This window comes from Bacillus sp. HMF5848 (assembly GCF_003944835.1).
In the GTDB taxonomy this organism is placed as follows: domain Bacteria; phylum Bacillota; class Bacilli; order Bacillales; family HMF5848; genus HMF5848.
In genome coordinates, this window is sequence record NZ_RWIV01000001.1 from 531,296 (window position 1) to 554,050 (window position 22,755).

The following is a 22,755-nucleotide window of genomic DNA, read 5'->3' on the forward strand; positions in this document are numbered from 1 at the left end:
ACGAGAACCGTCCCTTGTCTGCCGCCCCACACACCAACAAGGAAGCATGAGAACCGTCCCCTCACTGCCTGTTTCCTATTATTGTATTATAAGGTATAATTCGCCTTGTATGTAATTTTATATAAGGAGTGTGAGGGAGATGAAGTCATCACCTGTCTTAGGGAAAGAGCGCATTGTTACTATTGATATTATTAGGGGGTTTGCGTTGTTTGGGATTTTCCTAGTTAATATGCCATCGTTTCATTCGCCATTATTTTTAGATTCTTTACATGGTATGGAAACAGAGTATGCGGGCTTGGATTATTGGGTTGATCTGTTTTTTACTTTATTCGTAGATAGCAAGTTTTTTACTATTTTCTCATTTTTATTTGGTCTTGGATTTTATATTTTTATGAGCAGAGCTGAGGAAAAAGGCTTGCGCATGAATCGCTTGTACATACGTAGGATCTTAGGACTCTTATTGCTAGGTTTGTTGCACCTCATTCTTCTATGGTACGGAGATATTTTACATAGCTATGCAATCACAGGCTTACTGTTACTTTTATTTTATAAAAGAAAAGTAAAAACAATGGTAGTATGGGCTATTACGCTTCTTGTTCTGTTTCATTTATTATTAAGCTCGATGCTACTTTTGCCTAATGAAGTTTTAGTAGATATGCAGGAAAGCTCGGCTGTTGCGTATGAAGCACAAAAAACAGAGTATATTAACGTATATGAAACAGCTGGATATGCTGAGTGGGTGGCTTACCGTCTTCAAACAGAAGTGCCGACTGTATTGATGAATTTACTTATTGTTATGTTGCCTATTTTAGCAATGTTCTTATTTGGACTTGCAGCCGGTAAAATAGGAATATTTAAAGACGTGACAGCTCATTTGAGCCTTATTAGAAAGATTCGTAATGTCGCATTCATAGTGAGTATACCGATAGTTGTCCTTTTAGCACTGTATAAGCTTGAGATACTGGATGCTGGACTAAAAACCACTGCTATTATTCAGACGATAACGTATCTTAGTGGTGTAACGATGTCGTTAGTTTACATCTTTACTCTTACTCTTTTATTAAGAAAAGAAAGTTGGCAAAAGCGTCTGCGCCCGTTAGGGTATGTTGGACAAATGGCTTTAACAAATTATTTATCGCAAACTATTATAAGTATTGCTATATTTGTAGGGCTAGGTTTCTTTGGAGACGTTAGTTTAACAGTGGGTACAATCATTTGTTTACTCATCTTTGGTTTGCAGGTGATTTTCAGCCGTTATTGGCTGAGCGCGTTCCAATTTGGACCGTTTGAATGGCTATGGAGATGCTTTACGTATTGGAAGCTGCAGCCTTTAAAAAAGAAACAGGTTGCGCGCTAAAGTAATAAATAACACTTTTTAGATAGGACTGTTCTTTGCTTTTAACTGTAAGCAAAGAGCAGTCTTGTTTTATTTTGGCTAATAGGCAAGCAAAAAATTTCTTTGAAATTTATCCTTTCCTTTCCTAACCATAAGTGCAACTACGCCTCTGTCTTCTACTTAAGGCTCGTAAATCGGTGAGTTTTGTTTAGGAGCTTATATTCATCATCATTTCAGTATCACCAGTTTAATCTCTAATATTTAGATGAGGTAAATGAATAGCACGCAGAAGGTAGGCTTTTACTAATAAGCATCCCATAAGGTTTTTTTAACTTGTAATGTCTCAATTTAATTATTGACAGAAATGAACATTAAAGTGGCAAAAAGAACATAAGCTCATAGGATATGTACTAATAAAACAACAGGATGAAAAGGAGAATGGTATGTATAACTATTACAGGGCTGATATGAGTCGTACGAGTATTGTTTCTTTTGCAAGGGGAGATGTAACGGGAGACAGAGTACCTGATAATGTATATTTAACCGGAATCCGAACGCCAGATAGTCCGTTCACACAAAATATAACATTACACATACAAGATGGTCGAACAGGAGCCTTAACGAGTATATCGCTTCGTGATAATGCGGGGTACAACCCGTCACTATTTTTGGGGGATTTTACGGGGGACGGTGTCGATGATATTTTCATTAGCATTAATACAGGTGGTAGCGGGGCTATTATGTACCACTACATCTATTCTTTCGCTAATAACACGACACAATTACTTTTTGACTTCAATGTATACAATAAGCACTATCAATATGAAGTGACATATTTAAATGATTATAAAGTTGAAGTTGTTAGCGCCAGCAATAATAAAAAGTACTTAATAGATTTATCCTTAAAGGGATCTGAATACTTGAATGAAATTTATGATGAAAATGGTCAGCTAAAGGAGCCTATCACTGGCTTTGTTAATCCTTTAAGCGGCTTATATCCGGTAGATTTTGACTCCAATAATGTGTATGAACTATTAGCCTATCAAAAAATTGCAGGGAGATACAATGCTGATTCATTAGGGTATGTTTTGAACACGTTAGGCTGGAAGGATAATTCGTTTAGTTTGCAAAATCAAAATGTTGCGATATTTGGCTACTAGCTTTGATGATGGCGCAGTTAGTTTTCTGGGCAGTAAATTGTGTAGTCACCTCCTCTACAACATAACATGTATGTTTATTATCTTCTTAATGGGGAACAAAACATAACAAAGGAGGGGTTAAAGTGAAAATCGTTTTAATCATGATCTCACTAATCATTATCCTTTTAATTACATGGCAACTATGGAAAAAGCTGACGTGGAAAACAGTAATGGTTAGTGATGAATCACAACCTCAGAGATTAATCAGAAAAACATATGAGCAGTTAAAGTCTGAAGATGTTAGATGTAAAATTAAGGCTGAAGTTCAGGATGCAGAACAAACGCCAGCGGGAGTGGAACCGATATTAAATGACCCACCCCCACCTCATGCATCTGTACTCAAACTCGAAGTTCATCGAAATGATTTGAAAAAATTAAATGAATTAGAAGCCTAGGAAAATAGGAATCGTTTGCACCTAATATCATAAAATGAATTAGGTGCATTTATTTTGTGTAATAAATTTCTCGCAGTTTTTGAAAACAAGCTCGGAGACAAAAAATTATTAAAAGATTTTCAAGTAAATATATAAATTATTATTTTTTTGAAAAATAACAATGTTAGAATGATAAATAGATTGAATGCAACGGCAGAGTGGGGACGGTTCTCATGCTGCCGACAGGATTGTCAGAGTGTGAGGTGTGCGAAGGACTACCCCTCCCTTTCCTAAACGTTAAAGAAAGCATAAGTTTTTCTAACCTAGATTCTTGTCTACCTTAAGCGCCTAGCCAGTCTATGAATAGTTTTCCTTGAGTATCTTGTGAAAAGCATGATATGAAATATGATGCTTTTCACAGCTCGAGGTCTTAAGCCGCTCCCCATCCGGAGGGAAGCCCCTTCCTGCGGGGTGAAGGGCTGCGTCTTAAGTTGGTCGGGGCTGAGCAAGATGCTTACGCTTTTCTTATTAGCTATAAAGGAAGCACAAGAACCGTCCCCATGCATCCAAAGAGATAATTTAAGTAGAGGTATTAAATGTATGCAGAAGGAACTTATTATGAATTTTGATGAATGCTATGAGCAGGCTGAACTGAAGGCTAATGCCTATTTTACAGAACTATATGAACAGGCTACTGAGAAAGCATATATTCCTACTTTAATAGATGATATTAAGAGTTGGAAGCAAAGCCATATTCATCATCCTTTCGTGGCTTTATTATCTTATGTGAAAGGTAAGCCTGATACGCAGGATTTTTACAATTACATACGATGGCAAGAAAAAAGAGGGAAATTAGACAATTACTTAGACCGAAGTGTTTCGTATATTTTTATGCGGGATCTTGGTAGAGCGCTTGACTCACCAGATACACAGGCTAGGATTGCTCGTGCTGTAAATAGCTTAAAAAAGAATTTAACTAAGCTAACTCAATCTAACCGCGACCATAATGCTGAACCATTTAGCATGGCTGGATTGTACCGCAAAGCTCAGAAGGCTGGTATTGAATCGACAATGATTTGGTTAGTAAGCAAGTTAAAGACAGTCTACTCTCAAATACCCGAGGGTATGGATGCAGAGCAATCTCAGCGAAAGTTAATAAAACTAATAGCTGGTGTTTTAATGCATGTGATGGAAGAAATGGAGCCTGGGGTTTCATCTGAAGAACGTAGAAGGAAATTAGACGAAGCAATTCGTCTCGGCTATTCCTATGGACTGACGTATCCACTTATTGATGACTTACTTGATGCCAATATTTTATCAGAGAAAGAAACGCGGCATTTTTCTAATCTCATCCGTACGACTCTTTTAACAGGCATTGTACCAAAGTTAGGTGAGTGGCCAGGGAAAAACAAGGATTTTATGCAATTTGTTTATTCTGAGCTTCAAGAAGCTTTTGAATATATAAAAATTCATCAACGTCCTGACAGAAAGCAATCTTTCCTGGAGCAATCTTATGTTTTTTTTAATTCCCAAGAGATTGACCGCGATAAAGATTTATCAAATCCGAATTACACGAATGAAGACATATATATTCCTGTTATTTTAAAGTCTGCTTCATCGCGACTAATAGTGCGCTCGATTATTAATGCACCTGAAGATGAAGGCTTTGATAATCGAACTTTTTTTTACGGGATATACAATCAGTTAGCCGATGACTTTACAGATATGTTTGAGGATATGAGGCTGGAGGCTGTCACACCCTATACCTACTATTTAAAGTATCATGATGTACGAAAGGATCTTATCAATCCCTTTGAACTGTATTGGACGGTTATTTCTCATTTAATTCACAATGTTTACTGTTCAGATACAAAAACATGTGAAGTGATCCTAGACCGAGCTATTAACAGTTTAAAACGTTGTAAAGTGCGTTTAGGTGTTGAAAAATATAACGAAATAATGGGTTTGCTGACAGCTGGTATCCCTGAGCTTAATCGAGTTCTGCAAGCAATGGTTCATAAAGCCGATGATGTTGATTTCTTTGATAAGCTACTTCGAGATCATATTATTACGAATTTAAAAAATGAGCGAAAAGAACAGGAAGACTTTTTACAAACGGCAGAAGCTGTTCGATTGGAGATTAATAACATTTTAAATATCCCTAAAATAGGGGATTCGACATTGTTAAAAGATTCTATAACCGATGCTGCCAATTACAGTCTTGCTGGGGATGGAAAACGTCTAAGACCTATTCTTACATGGGTGATGGGTGTGAATGAATATGGTCTAGACAAGTTGGCCATTATACCGCTGCTTAGATCATTAGAATATATGCATACGGCATCGCTCATCTTTGATGATTTGCCATCTCAAGATAATGCTCCTCTTCGAAGAGGACGGCCTACTCTGCACCAAGTGTATAACATTTCTATATCTGAATTAACAGGACTGTTCTTAACTCAAAGGGCTGTTGAAGAGCAAGCTTCTCTTGACAAATTTGATCCAAAAACGGTACTAAATTTAATTTTATATTCTTCGCAAATTACACAGTTGATGTGTAAAGGGCAAGAAATGGATTTGGATTCAAGAGGGAAATCATTGAATTTAGAGGAACTAAACACGCTTAGTTTGTATAAAACGGGTATAGCATTTGAAGCCTCTTTAGTTATGCCAGCCATTCTGGCCCATGCGAAGGAGTCTGAGATTGAAGCGTTAAAAACTTTTGCTCGTCATGCTGGTATTGCCTTTCAGATTAAGGATGACCTACTAGATGTCGATGGCGACTCTGTCTCACTCGGTAAACCTACCGGACAGGATGCGGAAAACAATAATTCTACTTTTGTTTCTGTTCTTGGTCAGGAAGGTGCGAAGCAAGAAATGTGGGAGCATTACTGCTTGGCGATGGAAGCCTTGCATCACGTACCACGAAACACTTCATTTTTAAAACAATTATTAAATTATATGATAAATCGAGATCGATAAAAAAGTACCGACTAGGCGATGTAGCTTGGTCGGTTTCCTTATGTTATTACGATGCTACCGTCTCTCACAACTCAGAGTATTATGAGTGCATTATTACTGATAACAACAGTCGATACAGTATATACTTAAACTATAAAGGAAGCATGGGGACGGTTCTGCTGCTTCCTTCGAAACCCGAAGGAAGCAGCAGAACCGTCCCCATGCATCAAAAGGAGAGGCTGTGACAAAAAGAAATGGGATGGAATTTAGATAATAGTTATGCTCGTCTGCCTAAGTCATTTTATACAATTCAAAACCCAACACCGGTTCGTGCACCAGAATTGATCATTTTTAACAATGATCTCGCAAAAGGCATGGGATTGGATCTGGATGTATTGCAAGGTGCTGAAGGGGTTGCGGTGTTTGCTGGTAATGAGATACCTGATGGTGCGTCACCACTTGCTCAAGCGTATGCCGGGCATCAGTTTGGACATTTCACCATGCTTGGTGATGGTCGCGCGATTCTATTAGGAGAACAATTCACACCGTCAGGGGAACGTGTTGATATACAGCTTAAGGGCTCAGGTAGAACTCAGTATTCTCGTGGAGGAGATGGACGGGCAACGCTTGGTCCAATGCTTCGAGAATATATTATTAGTGAAGCTATGCATGGGCTTAACATACCCACGACACGAAGCTTGGCTGTTGTTACAACAGGTGAAGCAGTTATGCGTGAAACACAGCTACCTGGTGCTATATTAACACGTGTCGCTGTTAGTCACATTCGTGTTGGGACTTTTCAATATGCTGCTCACTTCGGTTCGGTTGATGATCTAAAGGCATTAGCAGACTACACAATAGAGCGACACTATCCTGACATTGATAAGAATAATGATCGTTATCTCGCCCTACTACAGGCAGTCATCAAACAGCAGGCTGATTTAATTTCTAAATGGATGCTTGTAGGCTTTATTCATGGTGTGATGAATACGGACAATATGACCATTAGTGGTGAGACGATTGATTACGGTCCGTGTGCGTTTATGGATGTATATAATCCAGAAACGGTTTTCAGTTCTATTGATAGACAGGGGCGCTATGCTTACGGAAATCAACCTTATATTGGTGCTTGGAACTTAGCGAGGTTTGCTGAAACACTATTACCTCTTCTGCATGATGATGAAAAAGAGGCTATAAAAATAGCGGAGACTGAGATAGCAACATTTCCAAAGCAGTTTCGTCATAATTGGCTTGCTGGCATGAGAGCGAAATTGGGGTTATTCGACGAAAACCCGCAAGATGAGGCTCTAATTGAAGGTTTCCTTAGTCTTATGCAAAAATATAAAGCAGACTACACGAATACATTTCTAGCCTTAACATTTAATGATATAGAAAAAACATGTCTTTATGGCCATGAAGATTTTATGAAGTGGTACGAAGAGTGGGAAACTCGAGTAAATCAGCAAGATAAACCGAAATCAGATTTCCAGCAGCTCATGCGTGATAGTAATCCAGCTATCATCCCGCGCAATCATCGAGTTGAGGAAGCGTTAGAAGCAGCTGTAGAAAAAGGTGATTTCAGTGTTATGAAAAAGCTTCTTAAAGTACTGTCAGACCCGTACGCACACACATCAGAGCAAGTTGAGTATGCGACCCTACCTACACCATCAAATCAACCATACCGTACTTTTTGCGGAACGTAATATAGGGTAAATAGAGGGCAAACAATATGCCCTTTTTTTGTTGCATATTTATATAGTTCTCCTGCGTTATGAAATATGTAGCGCTATACACCTATAATATAAGAAAATCCCTAATTATCATTGAAAAAATCGACATAATAAAATAAAGTGTATGTCGTACACATTTTTATATAAAAGAACTAGGAGAATAAGTATGAAAAAGATATGGTGGAAAGAAGCCGTGGCTTATCAAATTTATCCACGAAGCTTCATGGATTCTAACGGAGATGGTATCGGAGATATTCAAGGAGTCATCTCTAAGCTAGATTATTTAAAAGAGTTTGGAATCGATGTCATATGGATTTGTCCGATATATAGCTCACCGAACGATGATAATGGATATGACATTAGTGACTATCAAGGCATTATGCCAGAGTTTGGTACAATGGAAGATTTTGACCAACTTTTAAAAGAAGTACATAAACGTGGTATGAAACTTATTATGGACTTAGTTATAAATCATACTTCTGATGAACATCCATGGTTTATTGAGTCACGTTCATCAAATGATAATCCATATAGAGATTATTATATATGGCACCCTGGTAAAGATGGAAAAGAGCCAAACAATTGGGAATCTATTTTCGGTGGATCCATTTGGGAGTATGATGAACAAACGAAAGAGTATTATATGCATGTATTCTCACGTAAGCAGCCTGACTTAAATTGGGAAAATCCTGCTGTTCGTAACGATTTATATGACATGGTGAACTGGTGGTTAGATAAAGGAATTGATGGATTTCGAGTAGATGCTATCTCTCATATTAAAAAAAGACCAGGATTCCCTGATCTACCTAATCCGGAGAATAAAAAGTACGTTCCATCTTTTGATTGTCATATGAATCAAGAGGGCATTCAAGTCTTTTTAGAAGAATTGAAAAGAGAAACGTTTAGCAAATACGATATCATGACGGTTGGAGAAGCAAATGGTGTCAAAACTCATGAGGTTGATTTATGGGTTGGTGAAGAAAACGGGAAGTTCAATATGATATTCCAATTTGATCATCTTGACTTATGGGGCACTAACATGAGGGCAGGCGTCGGCGTCGATGTCCCAGCGATGAAAAAAATTCTAACTAAATGGCAAGCAGCTTTAGAAGGTGTGGGCTGGAATGCCTTATTTTTAGAAAATCACGATATTCCTCGCTCTGTTTCTACATGGGGCGACGATCAAGAAAACCGTGAAAAATTAGCGAAAAGTTTAGCAACGATGTACTTTTTAATGAAAGGCACACCATTTATTTATCAAGGTCAAGAAATTGGTATGACGAATGTAAAGTTTGATTCAATTGAAGAGTACAATGATGTGGCGATTAAAAATCTATATTACAACGAGATTGCAGAAGGAAAGGCTCATCAAGAAATAATGAACATAATTTGGAAAATGGGCCGTGATAACTCACGAACACCGATGCAATGGTCCAGTGCGCAAAATGCAGGATTTACAACGGGACAGCCTTGGTTAAAGGTGAATCCAAATCACGAATTTATCAATGTTGATCAGGCAAAAGCTGACCCGAATTCCATTTATCACTATTATAAAAAGCTTATCCAGGTAAGGAAGCAAGAGGAAGCTCTCATTTACGGTGCGTATGAGCTTATACTAGAAGACCATACACAAATTTATGCTTACACACGAACTCTAAATGATGAAGTGATGCTAATCATTACGAATTTATCAAATAAAGAAGCAATATTTGAATTGCCATCAAAATTAATTAACAAATCACATGAGTTACTTATTAGTAATAATGATGTTGCCGATGTCGCGACTATTGAAACAATTACGTTAAAGCCGTATGAGGCTAGAGTGTATAAGCTTCAGTAGATACAATAAAAAGCCTCTGATGAATCAGGGGCTTCTTTCGTAAAAAAATCCAATATGTTAACCGCACAATTTAGCCATTATAGTAACAATAGTATCTCGTTATTGAGCAGGATTCGTATTGTACAATAAAGTGCATTATATTCATATGTCAGCAAATAATATGAGCGTACAAAATAAAATAGTATTTCAATCTTACTTATGATACGATTTATCTTTAAGTAAAGTAGAGGACGTGACTTTTAATGATTAACATTTCAATCCCAGCAGTGGATGTTTCTATTACGGAAAGAGAGCAAACACGCCGTAACGAAGATGAGCCGATTATTAAATCAATTGAAGGATTTATTGATCTTCATGAAATACCTAGAGATAAAGGCGGTATCATCTTATTTTATAACATCAATGACGAGCTTCTTTTTGTAGGAAAAGCAAGAAAGCTTAGACAACGTGTAAAGAAGCATCTTGAGGATAATGTGTCTCCACTAAAACCGTATCGTGATGAAGTGTACCGTATTGACGTGTTTTATGTAGAAGACGCAATGGAAAGAGATATATACGAAACGTACATTATTAACAAGCTCCAAGCGAAATATAACATTGATAAAGTGTATTACAAATAAAAACAGGTGTTAGCTGAAAGTTTAGCTAACACCTTTTAGTTTCATGTGTCAAAAATAAATTTTACATATTTTCCAAGAGACGTTTTGCAATTCTAGCGTAATCATCTTTATCAATACCAGGTGCAAACTCTTCTGGTAAGTCATCTAAGTTTGGAATAGGTGCACCTTTTGGACTACCCTCTTTTACAATCAGTCTATCTCCACTTTCTGGATTTGTCCCCTTCCATATTTGCGCAATATCCGCATAATCTCCAACATCATTCCATGTATATAGCACATTTGCTAATCCTTGCTCTTCATATTTACGAGCATGATCGAATTTTGAATTTGATAAATTAGGTAGGGGAATCAATTTTTTTACATCGACCCCCGTGGCAATTTCTAACGCTTTTGCATAAGCCAACACATGTGTACCACCTCGAACTAATAAGTATCCAATCATTTCCCTTGCCGTTTCATGCTCAGTCATTTCATATACTCTCATCTTATGAGTACGCGCTCCTACTTCTAAAAAGAAATTATGAAGTAAATCTAGGACTAAGTTTCCGCTACTGAAAACATTGTCCCCTGTCCATGCGCGTCCCATAGAATCTCCTGCTAAAGCTGTTTGGGCTGTGGCGATAAATTGATACGTATTCCGACTATCCTTCCCTTCACGCAACGGCGTTACATCTGGATTGCCGGTGTAAAATGTATTTCCTCTAGATAATAAATTAATAGCATTCGTAACAAGCTCGACGTGACCAAATTCCTCGGCTGTGATACTAGCTACGAGATCATAAAATGGCTTTAGTTTATCCTTTTGACGAAAGTTAAAGGATTGATACATATAGTTATTTAGTGTAGACATCTCTCCGAATTTACCACCTAACAGTTCCTGAACAACAGCGGCAGCATTTGGATCCCCGTGTTCAGGAATAGGCAAGTCGATTAACATACGATTTTCTCGTTTAAACATAGTACCCCTCCTTACCTAGGTATAACCCAAACAATTTGCTGTATTCGAATAAAGAATGGAGATCCACCAGACTCGACGACAATATGATCAGGCATCACTGTTTTAAGTATGCCTGTAACCGTTCCTTGTGTTGTTTGAACAACAACTGCAGCACCTGTAATACCTTGTAGTGTTTGATACACATACGGGTCAAAAGGACTTGTAAAAGATGTTGATTCTTTACTCATGATGACTTCGCTCCTTTACCTTATAATTTAACCACTTGAATATATGATTCTATGAGTGGAGTTATACATGGAAAGCGAGATGCGGCGTAAATACAGTATGGGAATTAATGTATATCAATGATAATAGATTGACAGATTCGTCATGTTCATGTAGGCTAAGAATTAATAATTTAATAAGACACCTCACTTTTGAAAGTGAGGTAGAGGCGCGGTATTTAACAGTCCTTTGTGTAGTGTGAGAAGCGATGAGACAAAGGAGAAGGAAATATCGCCGAAGCATATAATAGACTCACTATTATATGCTGGGTCTGCAGTTAAGAGCTGCAGGACTGTCTCAATAGACGTCCCAGTTTATTGAGTTGTGCTATCTCGCAAAGGGATAAAAGTAGAGGAATTACGGGCAGCTTTGTATACAAGTCGACCTGAGTTCATCTCAGGTCGATTTTTTTATGTTAAAAAATAGCATAAAGATTCAGAAAAATTATAAAGTAGTTAATAGTTGCCATAGAGATATCTTATTTAATTAATCTATTTAAGGGAGAGAAAACAATAATGAAAAAGAAATTATCATTACTTTTTGTACTAGCTATCTCAGCTATGTTACTAGTCACAGGTTGTGGGTCAACCAATTCATCAGATGACAACACATTTAAAGTAGGACTGGAAGCTGGCTATCCACCGTTCAACTGGACGCAAATGGATGATTCAAATGGTGGCGTGAAGATTGACGGAAGCTCTGAGTATGCAGGTGGCTATGACGTAGAAATTGCAAAGAAAATTGCTGAAGGTCTTGGGAAAGAATTAGTGATTGTAAAAACAGAATGGGATGGACTTGTACCAGCATTAACATCTGGTAAAATCGATGCTATTATCGCTGGTATGTCACCAACTGCTGAACGTAAAGAGACAATTGATTTCTCAAGTAACTATTACAAGTCTGATTTAGTTATTGTTGTAAAGAAAGGTAGCCCATTTGAAGGTGCTACGTCAATTCAAGATTTTAATGGTGCAAAAATCACAGCACAATTAAATACCTTCCATTATTCAGTTATCGACCAAATTAATGGTGTTTCAAAAGAGCCAGCAATGGATAACTTCCCAGCTATGAGAGTAGCGCTTGAATCAGGCGTAATTGATGGCTATGTTTCTGAGCGTCCTGAAGGTGTAAGTGCACAATCAGTAAATAATAACTTCGTAATGGTTGAATTTACAGAAGGATTCGAAACATCAGAAGATGATACGGCAATCGCAGTTGGACTGAAAAAAGATAGTGAATTAACAGAAAAAATCAATGAAGTACTGGCAGGTATCTCAGTGGACGAACAAAAAAGCATTATGGATGCTGCTATTCAAAACCAGCCTGCGGCAGAATAAATAAGCATGAAACCGGCTGCTATTAGAATGTGGTCGGTTTCATATTTTATAGGAGGAGTCAGGAAAAATGAGCCTAGAGTGGGTAATAAAAATTCTTGTTGAGAACTGGCCCATGTTCCTTCGGGGTGCTGGTGTAACACTATTAATTTCCTTAATTGGTACTGTTTTTGGGGCAATTATTGGCTTGTTAATAGGGGTTATACGTACGATCCCAATTCCTGAGCGAGGAGCAAAGAGAGTTTTATTAAAAATAATCAATTCAATTCTATCAATTTATATAGAAGTATTTCGTGGTACACCTATGATTGTACAAGCTATGGTTATTTTTTATGGCGCAGCTTTAGCTTTTGGACTTGATATGGACCGTATTGTAGCAGCTATATTAATAGTCTCCATTAACACGGGGGCATATATGGCAGAAATCGTTCGTGGTGGGATCGTGTCAATAGATAAAGGGCAATTTGAAGCGGCACAGGCTATTGGTATGAATCATTTCCAAACAATGTGGAACGTTGTTCTTCCTCAAGTTATTCGAAATATTCTTCCGGCAACAGGTAATCATTTTATCATCAATATTAAAGATACGTCTGTTCTTAATGTTATATCCGTTACAGAGCTTTACTTCCAAACGAAATCAATTGCAGGGAATAACTTCAGGTATTTCGAATCGTTTACAGTCGCTTGTGCGATTTACTTCGTGTTGACATTTACCATCACACTCATCTTACGTTATTGGGAAAGAAAATTAGATGGTCCAGATAATTACTTGAAGACAACAACTGATATGGCGATGAAGGAGGTTGCACGATGATGGAAAAAATTATAGATATTCAGCATCTTAGCAAATCCTTCGGGTCACATGAAGTTCTAAAAGATATTAACTTTCATGTGAATAAGGGAGAAGTAGTCAGTATTATTGGATCTTCAGGGTCAGGGAAATCTACACTACTTCGCTGCGTGAATCTGCTAGAAAAACCAAGTGGTGGCGAAATTATATATCATGGTGAAAATATACTAGATGATAAGCATGATATTCATAAATATCGTACGCATTTAGGGATGGTATTTCAGCAATTTAACTTATTTAACAATCACAATGTATTAGGGAATTGTGTGGTTGGCCAAGTGAAGGTGCTAAAACGCTCAAAAGAAGAAGCGGAAAAGGTAGCACTTAAATATTTAAAAGTGGTTGGCATGGATGAATATGTGAACGCAAAGCCAAGACAGCTATCAGGTGGCCAAAAACAGCGTGTAGCAATTGCCAGAGCGCTGTCAATGGAACCAGATGTTATGCTGTTTGATGAACCGACATCTGCACTGGATCCAGAGATGGTCGGAGAAGTTCTAAAAGTTATGAAGGAACTAGCTGAGTCTGGTTTAACAATGCTAATCGTGACACATGAAATGGAGTTTGCTCGAGATGTATCAGACCGAGTCGTGTTTATGGACAAAGGTGTCATTGCAGAAGAAGGTGGCCCGGAACAAATCTTCAACAATCCAAAAGAAGAACGAACAAGAGAGTTTCTAAAAAGGACGTTGAGATAGGAAAATAGACGATCTTTATGTAAGTACCTGCCCACGGGCAGGTACTTTATTCTTCAAATCTCGTCTAATGACAGGAAAATCTATGGGATCTTCTTTGTAGTTCTTCACATACAAGCAATATCGTTCACTAAGAATTCGAGTTGTTATAAGCCATCTCTACTACTCGTTGAACTTTTAGGGCATCGGAGAAGTTTGCCGAAATCTCTGATACTGTATTTGCATATATTGAATTTGCAAATACGATAAGAGAAGCTGTGTGTGCACTTTGGAAAAACCCTAAGCAAGCTCGCTCCTGAGGAAAATTAAGAGTTTCTAACAATTCTTTTGACGGATAAAGAAGGGATGTTGAGTGATTGGTCTCATTAAAATATTCCACTACATAAGGTTGTTTCATGTTAACCTTAAGGCTTCCTGTTTCACCATAAATTTCAAAAGCATCTCGGTTATTTGTTTCGGCGGAGATGCGTGACACCTCTAATGTCCCCTCTGTTCCTTCATTAGTTATCACATTACAAAAAGCATATTCATCAACATAGCTTCTATCTTTGAAATGGATTTTCATATTTGAAGTGATGTCAGTGATTTCCCCTAAAACATAATGAATGAGATCAATTAAGTGAACACCCAAATCTAGTAGGGCACCACCACCACTTGCTGCCTTTGTTCTCCATGTGCCTGCTTTTGCAGAGCTAAGATAGCTGCTATGATAGGTAGCTATTTTAAAATGTATTAAAGAACCGATTGTCCCTTTTTTTATTTCTTGTTTAAGGATGTTAATCGCTGGTAAGAATCTGTACATAAACGCAACAGCATTATGAATGTTATTCTCTGAAACTAATTCCATCATTTTTGTTGCTGCTTCCAAGTTTTCGGCAAGCGGTTTTTCGCAATAAATTGGTAGATTAGCTTTTACAGCCATCTCTACATAATCTTGATGTGTGTTATTTGGTGTACATATATCCAAAAAATGCAAGTCTGATGTATGAATCATATCTTCAAATGATGTGTAATTTTTTGCACTAGGTAGTGTTAATGCAGTGTCTTTTCTAGTGAGCACGCTAGAGGGGTTCAAGGTATAAGGTAGATTAAATCTAAGGTTTGCATCATAAGCGCTCAATGCGTGCGTTTTTGCAATGGATCCAAATCCAATAATACCAAAATTTATGTTTTTCATAGAAAAAAAGCACCTCTCATTATTGTTTATTATTGTTTGTTATTATTGACAATTGTTTAGTCGTTATCATATAGTTTTATTAGGATGAAGTCAATAAAAACCAGAAAAGAGTGATGGTGCATGAATGATACCCCTCAACTACTGCATGAGGTAGAACAGCAAGAAGCTGATATAGTTTTTGATTTCTTTACAAGTGAAGATGCGCTTGCTATAGGTAATCAGCTTGCTAAATTAGCACGGTTGCAAAATAAGAAGATAGCTATTAATATTACAGTTAACAGACGACAATTATTTCATTATTCACATGTTGGAACAAGTCCAGATAATAATAAGTGGATTAGAAGAAAAGAGAACACGGTGTATCATTTTTATAAAAGTTCCTATCACATGGCTTTATTAGTGCAGATGAAAAATGCTGATTTTTATCAAAAATACGGCGTTAGCAAAGATGATTTTGCTGCAGCTGGAGGGTCTTTTCCTATCACTTTACGAGAAACAGGTGTTGTCGGGACGGTTACGGTGTCAGGACTATCACAATGTGAAGACCATAATCTTGTTGTTTCTGTGCTAAAAGAATATTTAGAGAAGAGTAAAAAGTAAGAGGTGGAGCGGATGCTTGCTGAAGAAAGGCATCAGAAAATTATTGAAAAACTGCATTCTGATGGATCAGTCAAGGTTAAAGAGTTAAGTGCTCTTTTTAAGGTGACTGAAGACTGTATACGTAAAGACTTAGCGCAATTAGAAAAGTCGGACTTGTTAAAAAGAACGTATGGTGGGGCGGTCCCACTTCGTCAAAATACACATAGTTTCGAAGTCGTAAAACGTAAAGCGTCTAATGTTGAGGCAAAAAAGAAAATTGCCGCCAAAGCTATAGAACTTATAAATGCTGGTGATACCATTTTTCTTGATATATCAACGAGTAACATAGAATTAGCTAAAGAGATTCTAAATAGTGGGAAACGTGTTACAGTTGTGACGAATATGATTGAAATCATCCAAGTGTTTACTTGTCAAAGCAACGTGAAACTAGTCTCTGTTGGTGGTAGCTTAAATGAGTTTTGTGATGGATTTATAGGGAGTTTGTGCATCCAGACAATTACACAGTACAAGTTTGATATTGCCTTTGTCGGCGCAGTGGGAATAGATGTATTTGAAAATAGTGTTTTTACTTATGATGCCGAGGATGGTTTAACGAAGAAAGCGATTTTAAAATCAAGTAGAAAGACATACCTGGTTTCGGAAGTTGTTAAGTTTAATCACGATGGAAATTACAAATATGCTAGTATTGACGAGTTTAAAGGAATCATTACGGATGAAAAAGTTAATGACAAAGTGAAAAGGTCTTTATATCAATCTAACGTAAACTTAATTTAAAAATAAACATGCCAGCTGCATGATAATATTATACGGATAGAAGCGGTTTGTATAAATATATACAAACCGCTATTTTTTTGCTTAATTGAAGTCAAAAAGAAAAATACCAAAATTTCAACTTTCATTTTAAACCTAGTCGCACACTCCTACTCACATTACCCACAAGCGAATGGTTTTCTACTAGTATTGTGTCGTATTACATTACTCTCGTGTCGATATTCTATCACTCTCATGACGATATTCACCAATTTGACATAACCTCCAATAAACGCCCCTTCCTATCACAACGTGAGACCATGTATTCCTTAGATCTCCATGAATCAACCTCCTCAGAATAGCTTGTCTATTACGGCTGCATGACGTCTCCGTCGCAGTTTTCTACCGCTTTTTCTATATCTTTGCATTGTGTTTGATAATTTGTCACAAAAAAACGTATTTACTATGTTGTATTAATTTGAATCGTATTTTATTATTGTAATTGTAAACGATAAAGAATAATAAACAACAATAATGAATAGGGAGGTAACTTAGGTAATATCGTATTGAACAATGCAATTCTTTTTCTTTTATATAAAATTAAAGCGTTTTCTCAGTGTAAACGTGAAGATATTATCATTGTTTATTGTTCTTGTTTATTTTGTTTTATTTATACACGTACTTTATTAAGGAGGAAAGAAAATGAGTAAAGCAATTAATGAGTTTGTCGGTATTTTCAAAGATACTCGAAAGCATTTAATGACAGGTGTTTCTTACATGCTACCGTTCGTTGTAGCCGGCGGTGTTATTTTAGCTGCCTCAGTTGCTCTTTTTGGAGAAGGTGGTGTTCCTACAGAAGGAACAATTTTAAATGATTTATTCAATTTTGGAGTTCAGGGGCTATTCTTCATGGTTCCTATTCTATCAGCGTTTATCGCGTTTTCAATCGCCGACCGTTCAGGTATTGCACCAGGTGCAATTGGTGGTGCTATTGCAAGCGCAGTTGGAGCAGGATTTATTGGTGGGATTATATCGGGTTTATTTGCAGGTATCGTAGTTCATTATATTAAGAAAATAAAGTTACCACGATCCTTATCGTCTTTGATGCCAATTATTATTATTCCGATTTTAGGTACATTGCTAACAGCGTCATTTATGTTCTGGGTTGTAGGATCTCCGATAGCAGGTTTAATGGAGTATTTAACAGGGTTTTTAACAAATTTAAGTGATAGCAACAAAATTCTTCTTGGAATTGTTTGTGGATTAATGACAGGTTTTGATTTAGGTGGTCCAGTTAACAAAGTATCATTTACGTTTGCAGTAGCGACAGTTAGTGCTGGGATTTATACATATGCAGGAGCATCTGCTGTTGCGGTATGTACACCACCACTGGGATTAGCTCTTGCTACATTTATCGCGAAAAAGAAATTTACAGTTGAAGAACGTGAAGCTGGTAAAGGTGCCTTTGCTATGGGGCTAGTTGGTATTACAGAAGGAGCTATCCCATTTGCAGCTAATGATCCACTAAGAATCATTCCTGCAACAATGTTAGGATCTGCAGCTGGTGCAGCAACAGCTTATATGTTAGGTGTAACGTGCCAAGTTGCGTGGGCAGGTTTAATTATGATTCCGGTTGTAGGAAACGTACCTGGATTCTTACTATCGATTGCGGTTGGTATGCTTGTAACAGCTGGTATTGCGATTGCATTTAAGAAAGAAGTAGTAGAAAAGAAAGATGATGAGACTGCTGAAGAGTTTGAAATGGAATTTGAGTACATCAGTTAATTGATAATATACATAGCAGACTTTGGGAGTAAGCTCCCAAGTCTGCTATCAGAAAAAAAGACAACTTTAGAAGCTACTAAAATACCCTGTAGTGGGAAGGATGCATTATGAAAAAAATACTGATAACAGGTGGAAAAGGATTTTTTAGTAAAAGATTAACAGAATTCTATAAAGATCAATATGAATTTATTGTGACTGATAAAGAAGAACTGGATATTGTTGATAACGAGAAAGTGGAAGAGTTCTTTACACAATATCGTCCAGATTATGTTATTCATGCAGCTGCTATAGCGGTAACCGACTTTTGTAACAAAAGGCCTGATATTGCACAGAAAATTAATGTGGACGGTGCAGTTAATGTAGCTCGAGCAGCAAAACGTGTCTCAGCTAAATTAGTATTTTTAAGCTCAGAGCAAGTATTCAATGGGAATGAAAATGCGGGTCCTTTTAGTGAAGAGGATGTAGCAGTTCCAAATACGGTTTACGGAGCGAATAAATTAGAAGCTGAAGCATTGCTGAAGGATATCATTGATGAGCTATGGATTGTCCGTTTTACTTGGATGTTCGGGTTGCCTGAGCGGAATAATAACATGGTAAACAATATACTCTGGGATACTCTTACTAGCATTTTAAAAAATGAAAAGATTTATGCATCACCACATGAGTTCAGAGGGATGACATATGTCTATGATATGATTGAAAACTTTGAAAAAGTATTTAGCTTACCATTTGGTACGTACCATTTAGGTAGTATAAACAACATGAGTAGATATGAAATGGTCAAGCATATTTTCTCAAGCCTTGGTATTGAGGAAAGAATCAATGAGTTAGTGGTTGAGGATACAGAGAAATATAGTGATAACCCAAGAGATATTAGACTTGTGACGGATAAGGCGAAAAGCTATGGTATCGAGTTTCCCGATTCAGGGGAAGCGATGAGACGATGTGTAGAAGAGTACAAGATTAGATTAAAACAAGAGTCAGGATTGCTAGTATAGATCCTATTTTCAACTTCTAGAAAGAGCATATTAAATCAGAAATGGGTGTTTGTAATGTCGTTAATAATTAATGAAAATTTAATTCACCTCGACTTTGAAGTGGATTCTAAAGAAGAGGCAATTAGAGAGTTATCGAAAATTGTGTTACAACAAAATCGTTTAAATACTTACGAAACGTGTACCGCTCCTTTTGAAGAACGTACAGCTGTATGTAATGAAACAAAGAATTATTGTTATGATGCATTTTTGAAAAATGTACTTGATAGAGAAGAGTTAAGTACAACGGGAATTGGATTTGGAATCGCTATTCCACATGGTAAATGCTGTGCTGTCGCAGAACCTACGGTTGTATTTGCTAGATTGAAAAAATCTATTGATTGGCAATCTCTAGATGGAGAACCTGTAGAAGCTGTTTTTTTATTAGCGGTTCCTAAGGCAGCTGCATCAAATGAACACTTAAGAATATTAGCAGCTTTATCAAGAAAGTTGATGCACGATGATTTTAAAGACATGCTATTTACAGCCCAAGATAAAGATGCATTGGAAACATTATTAAAAGAGACGTTAGTAGCATAAAACAATCAACCGAAACGAGGAGGAAATTATCATGAAATTAGTAGCAGTTACAGCTTGTCCATCAGGAGTAGCACACACATTTTTAGCAGCAGAGGCTTTAGCTATAGCAGCCAAGAAAAAAGGTATTGAAATTAGTGTAGAAACACAAGGATCAATTGGTATTGAAAACGAGTTGAAGAAAGAAGATATTCAACAAGCGGACGCGGTTATCTTAACAAACAATATTGCGATCAAGAATGAAGAGCGTTTTAAAGGTAAACCGATTATTCGTATTAGCGCGGGGGATTGTATTAAGAAAGCTGATGCAGTCATGACACAATTAGTGAATAAGCTTGGGAAATAGATATATGGTTTGCTAGAGAGAACATTATTATCAAAGAAAAAACTTTTGGGGTGGGCTATCAATGAATGAAAGAATTCGTCACTTAAAGCAAGATTTATTCAAAAGAGACCGAAAAGTTTCGATTGAAAGAGCCTTGTTATACACAGAAAGCTACCAGCAAACAAAGGGCGAACCAACTATAATCAGAAGAGCGAAGGCAACGGAGAACATACTAAATAAGGTGAAGATATCCATTAGAGATAAAGAACTTATTGTTGGGAATCGAACTGTTGAGCCTAGGTCAGGGATTATATCCCCAGAGATGGATCCCTACTGGATTCTTGCTGAATTAGATACGATTCATAGCCGGCCTCAGGATAAGTTTGTGATAAGTGAAGAAGATAAACAAATATATCGAGACACACTTTATCCTTATTGGGAAAAAAACTCGATGAAGGACTTTATTAACGCACAGATTAGTCCAAAAGTAAAAGAGGCTGTTAACCAAGATGTTTTTAAGTTAAATCAAACGGACAAAGGCCAGGGACATATTATTATGGACTTTCCGTTTATATTAAATCAAGGTGTGCAATCTATTATTGACATAATAGACGGAAAAGTAGGATCACATCCTGATAATCTTTATTATGAAGCTGCAAAAATTACATTTAAAGCTACGCAGCAACATATTCTTCGCTATGCGGACCTTGCAAGGGTAGAAGCTGAAATGTACGAAGATGATCACGAAAGAAAGAATGAGCTTTTAGAGATTGAACGAATTTGTAGAAAAATTACGTATAGTAAGCCGGACTCGTTTTATGAAGCAAGTCAGTTATTGTGGTTTATTAGTCTTGTTGGTCAATATGAGTCAAATGCATCGTCACTATCTTTAGGACGTATTGATCAATATATGTATCCGTTCTATGAATATAGCTTGAAAAATGGTGACTCTCAAGAGTACTTAAAAGAGCTTTTAGAATGCTTTTTTATTAAAACGAATGATGTTGTATTAATTCGTAGTGAAAACAGTGCCAAGTATTTTGCTGGATTTCCAACGGGTTATACAGTTGCTCTTGGGGGACTAACTGAAACCGGAAGAGATGCAGTTAATGATTTATCCTACTTGTTCTTTGAAGCGTATCATGATGTTCAATTACCACAGCCGAACTTATCGGTTCGAACAAATGAGTTAATTCCACGTGCATTTTTGAACAAGACTGCTGAAACAATTCGATTAGGCACCGGAATTCCGCAATTGTTTAATGATGAAGTAATTGTACCAGGATTTTTATCAAAGGGTGTTACGTTAGAGGATGCTAGGGATTATGCGATTGTTGGTTGTGTTGAAATAACAATCCCAGGTAAGACATATGGATTACATGATATTGCACTCTTTAATTTATTGAAAATAATGGAATTATCTATTTTAGAACACAAAGACAATTCTCACGTAACCTATGAAACAATCATCGAAGATATACAAGCAAAAATTAAACATTATGTAGAACTCGTTACAGAAGGTGCTAACATAGTGGACATTGGTCACAGAGAATTTGCTCCGACACCATTTTTATCAACATTAATTGATAGTTGTTTAGAAAAAGGTAAGGATGTTACAGAGGGAGGAGCGAAGTATAACTTCTCTGGTATTCAAGGTATTGGACAAGCGAATCTTAGTGATTCATTATATGCGATTAAGAAGCTTGTTTTTGAAGAAAAACGAATTGAGTTTAAAGAATTAGTTGAAGCGTTAGAAAATGATTTTGGTACTGAAGAGCAAGAGAGGCTTCGAGTTCGTTTGATTAATCGTTATGATAAATATGGAAATGACAATGATGAAATTGATGATATAGCTGCTAGTTTGTTCCGCGTTTACGCAAAAGAGCTTGAGAAGTATACGAATGTACGTGGAGGCGTCTTTACGGCGGGGGCGTATACTGTATCGGCACACATTCCATTAGGAGAAGCAGTCGGAGCCACACCAGATGGAAGAAAAGCCAAAGAGCAGCTGGCAGATGGTGGGCTATCACCGATGGTTGGTCGAGATAAGCTAGGTCCTACTGCGGTACTAAAAAGTGTTAGTAAACTAGATAATTATCTTACAGTGAATGGTAGTTTATTAAACTTAAAATTTAGTCCGTCCTCCATTGAAGGGGAAGAAGGAATCAATAAGTTTAGTGATTTCTTGATGGCATTTACCAAACTAAAAATTCAACATGTACAGTTTAACGTTTTAACGAAGGAAACATTAATTGATGCTCAGAAACATCCCCAAAATTATAAAGGCTTGATTGTTCGAGTCGCTGGTTATAGTGCGTTCTTTGTGGAGTTGGATAGAAAACTGCAAAATGATATTATCGCAAGGGTTGAGCATTCTCTCTAGGAA

General features: G+C 37.0%; 20 protein-coding genes and 1 riboswitch. Of the genes, 17 read left to right on the plus strand and 3 right to left on the minus strand.

Translation table 11 applies throughout. The features are described from left to right. Positions 1-139: 139 nt before the first annotated feature. The 7 genes from EJF36_RS02585 (at position 140) to EJF36_RS02615 (ending at position 10,060) form a co-directional block, all read left to right on the plus strand. Complete coding sequence (locus EJF36_RS02585) at positions 140-1,357, plus strand: DUF418 domain-containing protein (protein WP_125904867.1); 1,218 nt, start codon at positions 140-142, stop codon at positions 1,355-1,357. 422 nt (positions 1,358-1,779) lie between these two features. Next, positions 1,780-2,496, plus strand: coding sequence for a VCBS repeat-containing protein (locus EJF36_RS02590; protein WP_125904868.1), 717 nt, complete (start codon positions 1,780-1,782; stop codon positions 2,494-2,496). A 122-nt stretch (positions 2,497-2,618) separates the two neighbouring features. Next, on the plus strand, positions 2,619-2,930 hold the full coding sequence (locus EJF36_RS02595) for a hypothetical protein (RefSeq protein ID WP_125904869.1): 312 nt from the start codon (positions 2,619-2,621) through the stop codon (positions 2,928-2,930). 579 nt (positions 2,931-3,509) lie between these two features. After that, positions 3,510-5,891: a polyprenyl synthetase family protein gene (locus EJF36_RS02600; protein ID WP_125904870.1), complete on the plus strand. Its 2,382-nt coding sequence runs from the start codon at positions 3,510-3,512 to the stop codon at positions 5,889-5,891. Positions 5,892-6,124: 233 nt separating this feature from the next. Then, entirely contained in the window at positions 6,125-7,573 is a 1,449-nt protein-coding gene (locus EJF36_RS02605) for a protein adenylyltransferase SelO (protein ID WP_125904871.1), read from the plus strand. A 193-nt stretch (positions 7,574-7,766) separates the two neighbouring features. Continuing rightward, complete coding sequence (locus tag EJF36_RS02610; RefSeq protein WP_125904872.1) at positions 7,767-9,440, plus strand: glycoside hydrolase family 13 protein; 1,674 nt, start codon at positions 7,767-7,769, stop codon at positions 9,438-9,440. Positions 9,441-9,682: 242 nt separating this feature from the next. Next, on the plus strand, positions 9,683-10,060 hold the full coding sequence (locus EJF36_RS02615; RefSeq protein WP_125904873.1) for a nucleotide excision repair endonuclease: 378 nt from the start codon (positions 9,683-9,685) through the stop codon (positions 10,058-10,060). 61 nt (positions 10,061-10,121) lie between these two features. Here the strand turns inward: EJF36_RS02615 and EJF36_RS02620 are convergent, their stop codons facing one another. Further along, positions 10,122-11,018, minus strand: a complete 897-nt coding sequence (locus EJF36_RS02620; RefSeq protein ID WP_125904874.1) for a manganese catalase family protein — start codon at positions 11,016-11,018, stop codon at positions 10,122-10,124. A gap of 11 nt (positions 11,019-11,029) precedes the next feature. Beyond that, positions 11,030-11,245: a YuzF family protein gene (locus tag EJF36_RS02625; RefSeq protein ID WP_125904875.1), complete on the minus strand. Its 216-nt coding sequence runs from the start codon at positions 11,243-11,245 to the stop codon at positions 11,030-11,032. Positions 11,246-11,438: 193 nt separating this feature from the next. Then, a riboswitch (Lysine riboswitch) is annotated at positions 11,439-11,620 on the plus strand. A 177-nt stretch (positions 11,621-11,797) separates the two neighbouring features. Here EJF36_RS02625 and EJF36_RS02630 point away from each other — a divergent pair. The 3 genes from EJF36_RS02630 (at position 11,798) to EJF36_RS02640 (ending at position 14,164) form a co-directional block, all read left to right on the plus strand. Further along, entirely contained in the window at positions 11,798-12,619 is an 822-nt protein-coding gene (locus tag EJF36_RS02630) for a transporter substrate-binding domain-containing protein (RefSeq protein WP_125904876.1), read from the plus strand. 67 nt (positions 12,620-12,686) lie between these two features. Next, positions 12,687-13,430, plus strand: a complete 744-nt coding sequence (locus EJF36_RS02635; RefSeq protein WP_125904877.1) for an amino acid ABC transporter permease — start codon at positions 12,687-12,689, stop codon at positions 13,428-13,430. Then, positions 13,430-14,164 carry an amino acid ABC transporter ATP-binding protein gene (locus EJF36_RS02640; RefSeq protein ID WP_125908239.1) on the plus strand — a complete coding sequence of 245 codons (735 nt, stop codon included), beginning with the start codon at positions 13,430-13,432 and terminating at the stop codon, positions 14,162-14,164. Before EJF36_RS02635 ends, EJF36_RS02640 begins: the two co-directional genes overlap by 1 nt. Before the next feature lie 127 nt (positions 14,165-14,291). Here EJF36_RS02640 and EJF36_RS02645 read toward each other — a convergent pair whose 3' ends face one another. Beyond that, entirely contained in the window at positions 14,292-15,338 is a 1,047-nt protein-coding gene (locus EJF36_RS02645) for a Gfo/Idh/MocA family protein (protein ID WP_125904878.1), read from the minus strand. A 120-nt stretch (positions 15,339-15,458) separates the two neighbouring features. Between EJF36_RS02645 and EJF36_RS02650 the strand changes: the two genes are divergently transcribed. From EJF36_RS02650 to EJF36_RS02680, 7 genes are all read left to right on the plus strand, one after another. Continuing rightward, the gene (locus EJF36_RS02650; protein ID WP_125904879.1) at positions 15,459-15,938 is read left to right on the plus strand and encodes a heme-degrading domain-containing protein; all 480 of its coding nucleotides are present in this window, start codon (positions 15,459-15,461) and stop codon (positions 15,936-15,938) included. Positions 15,939-15,950: 12 nt separating this feature from the next. Beyond that, the gene (locus EJF36_RS02655; RefSeq protein ID WP_125904880.1) at positions 15,951-16,712 is read left to right on the plus strand and encodes a DeoR/GlpR family DNA-binding transcription regulator; all 762 of its coding nucleotides are present in this window, start codon (positions 15,951-15,953) and stop codon (positions 16,710-16,712) included. Between the two features lie 678 nt (positions 16,713-17,390). Next, entirely contained in the window at positions 17,391-18,473 is a 1,083-nt protein-coding gene (locus tag EJF36_RS02660) for a PTS fructose transporter subunit EIIC (protein WP_221760714.1), read from the plus strand. A gap of 107 nt (positions 18,474-18,580) precedes the next feature. Then, positions 18,581-19,471, plus strand: a complete 891-nt coding sequence (locus EJF36_RS02665; protein WP_125904881.1) for an SDR family oxidoreductase — start codon at positions 18,581-18,583, stop codon at positions 19,469-19,471. Positions 19,472-19,525: 54 nt separating this feature from the next. Next, positions 19,526-20,047: a PTS sugar transporter subunit IIA gene (locus tag EJF36_RS02670; RefSeq protein ID WP_125904882.1), complete on the plus strand. Its 522-nt coding sequence runs from the start codon at positions 19,526-19,528 to the stop codon at positions 20,045-20,047. A gap of 31 nt (positions 20,048-20,078) precedes the next feature. Beyond that, positions 20,079-20,390, plus strand: a complete 312-nt coding sequence (locus tag EJF36_RS02675; RefSeq protein WP_125904883.1) for a PTS fructose-like transporter subunit IIB — start codon at positions 20,079-20,081, stop codon at positions 20,388-20,390. 61 nt (positions 20,391-20,451) lie between these two features. After that, on the plus strand, positions 20,452-22,752 hold the full coding sequence (locus tag EJF36_RS02680; RefSeq protein ID WP_125904884.1) for a formate C-acetyltransferase: 2,301 nt from the start codon (positions 20,452-20,454) through the stop codon (positions 22,750-22,752). The last annotated feature ends 3 nt before the right edge of the window (positions 22,753-22,755 follow it).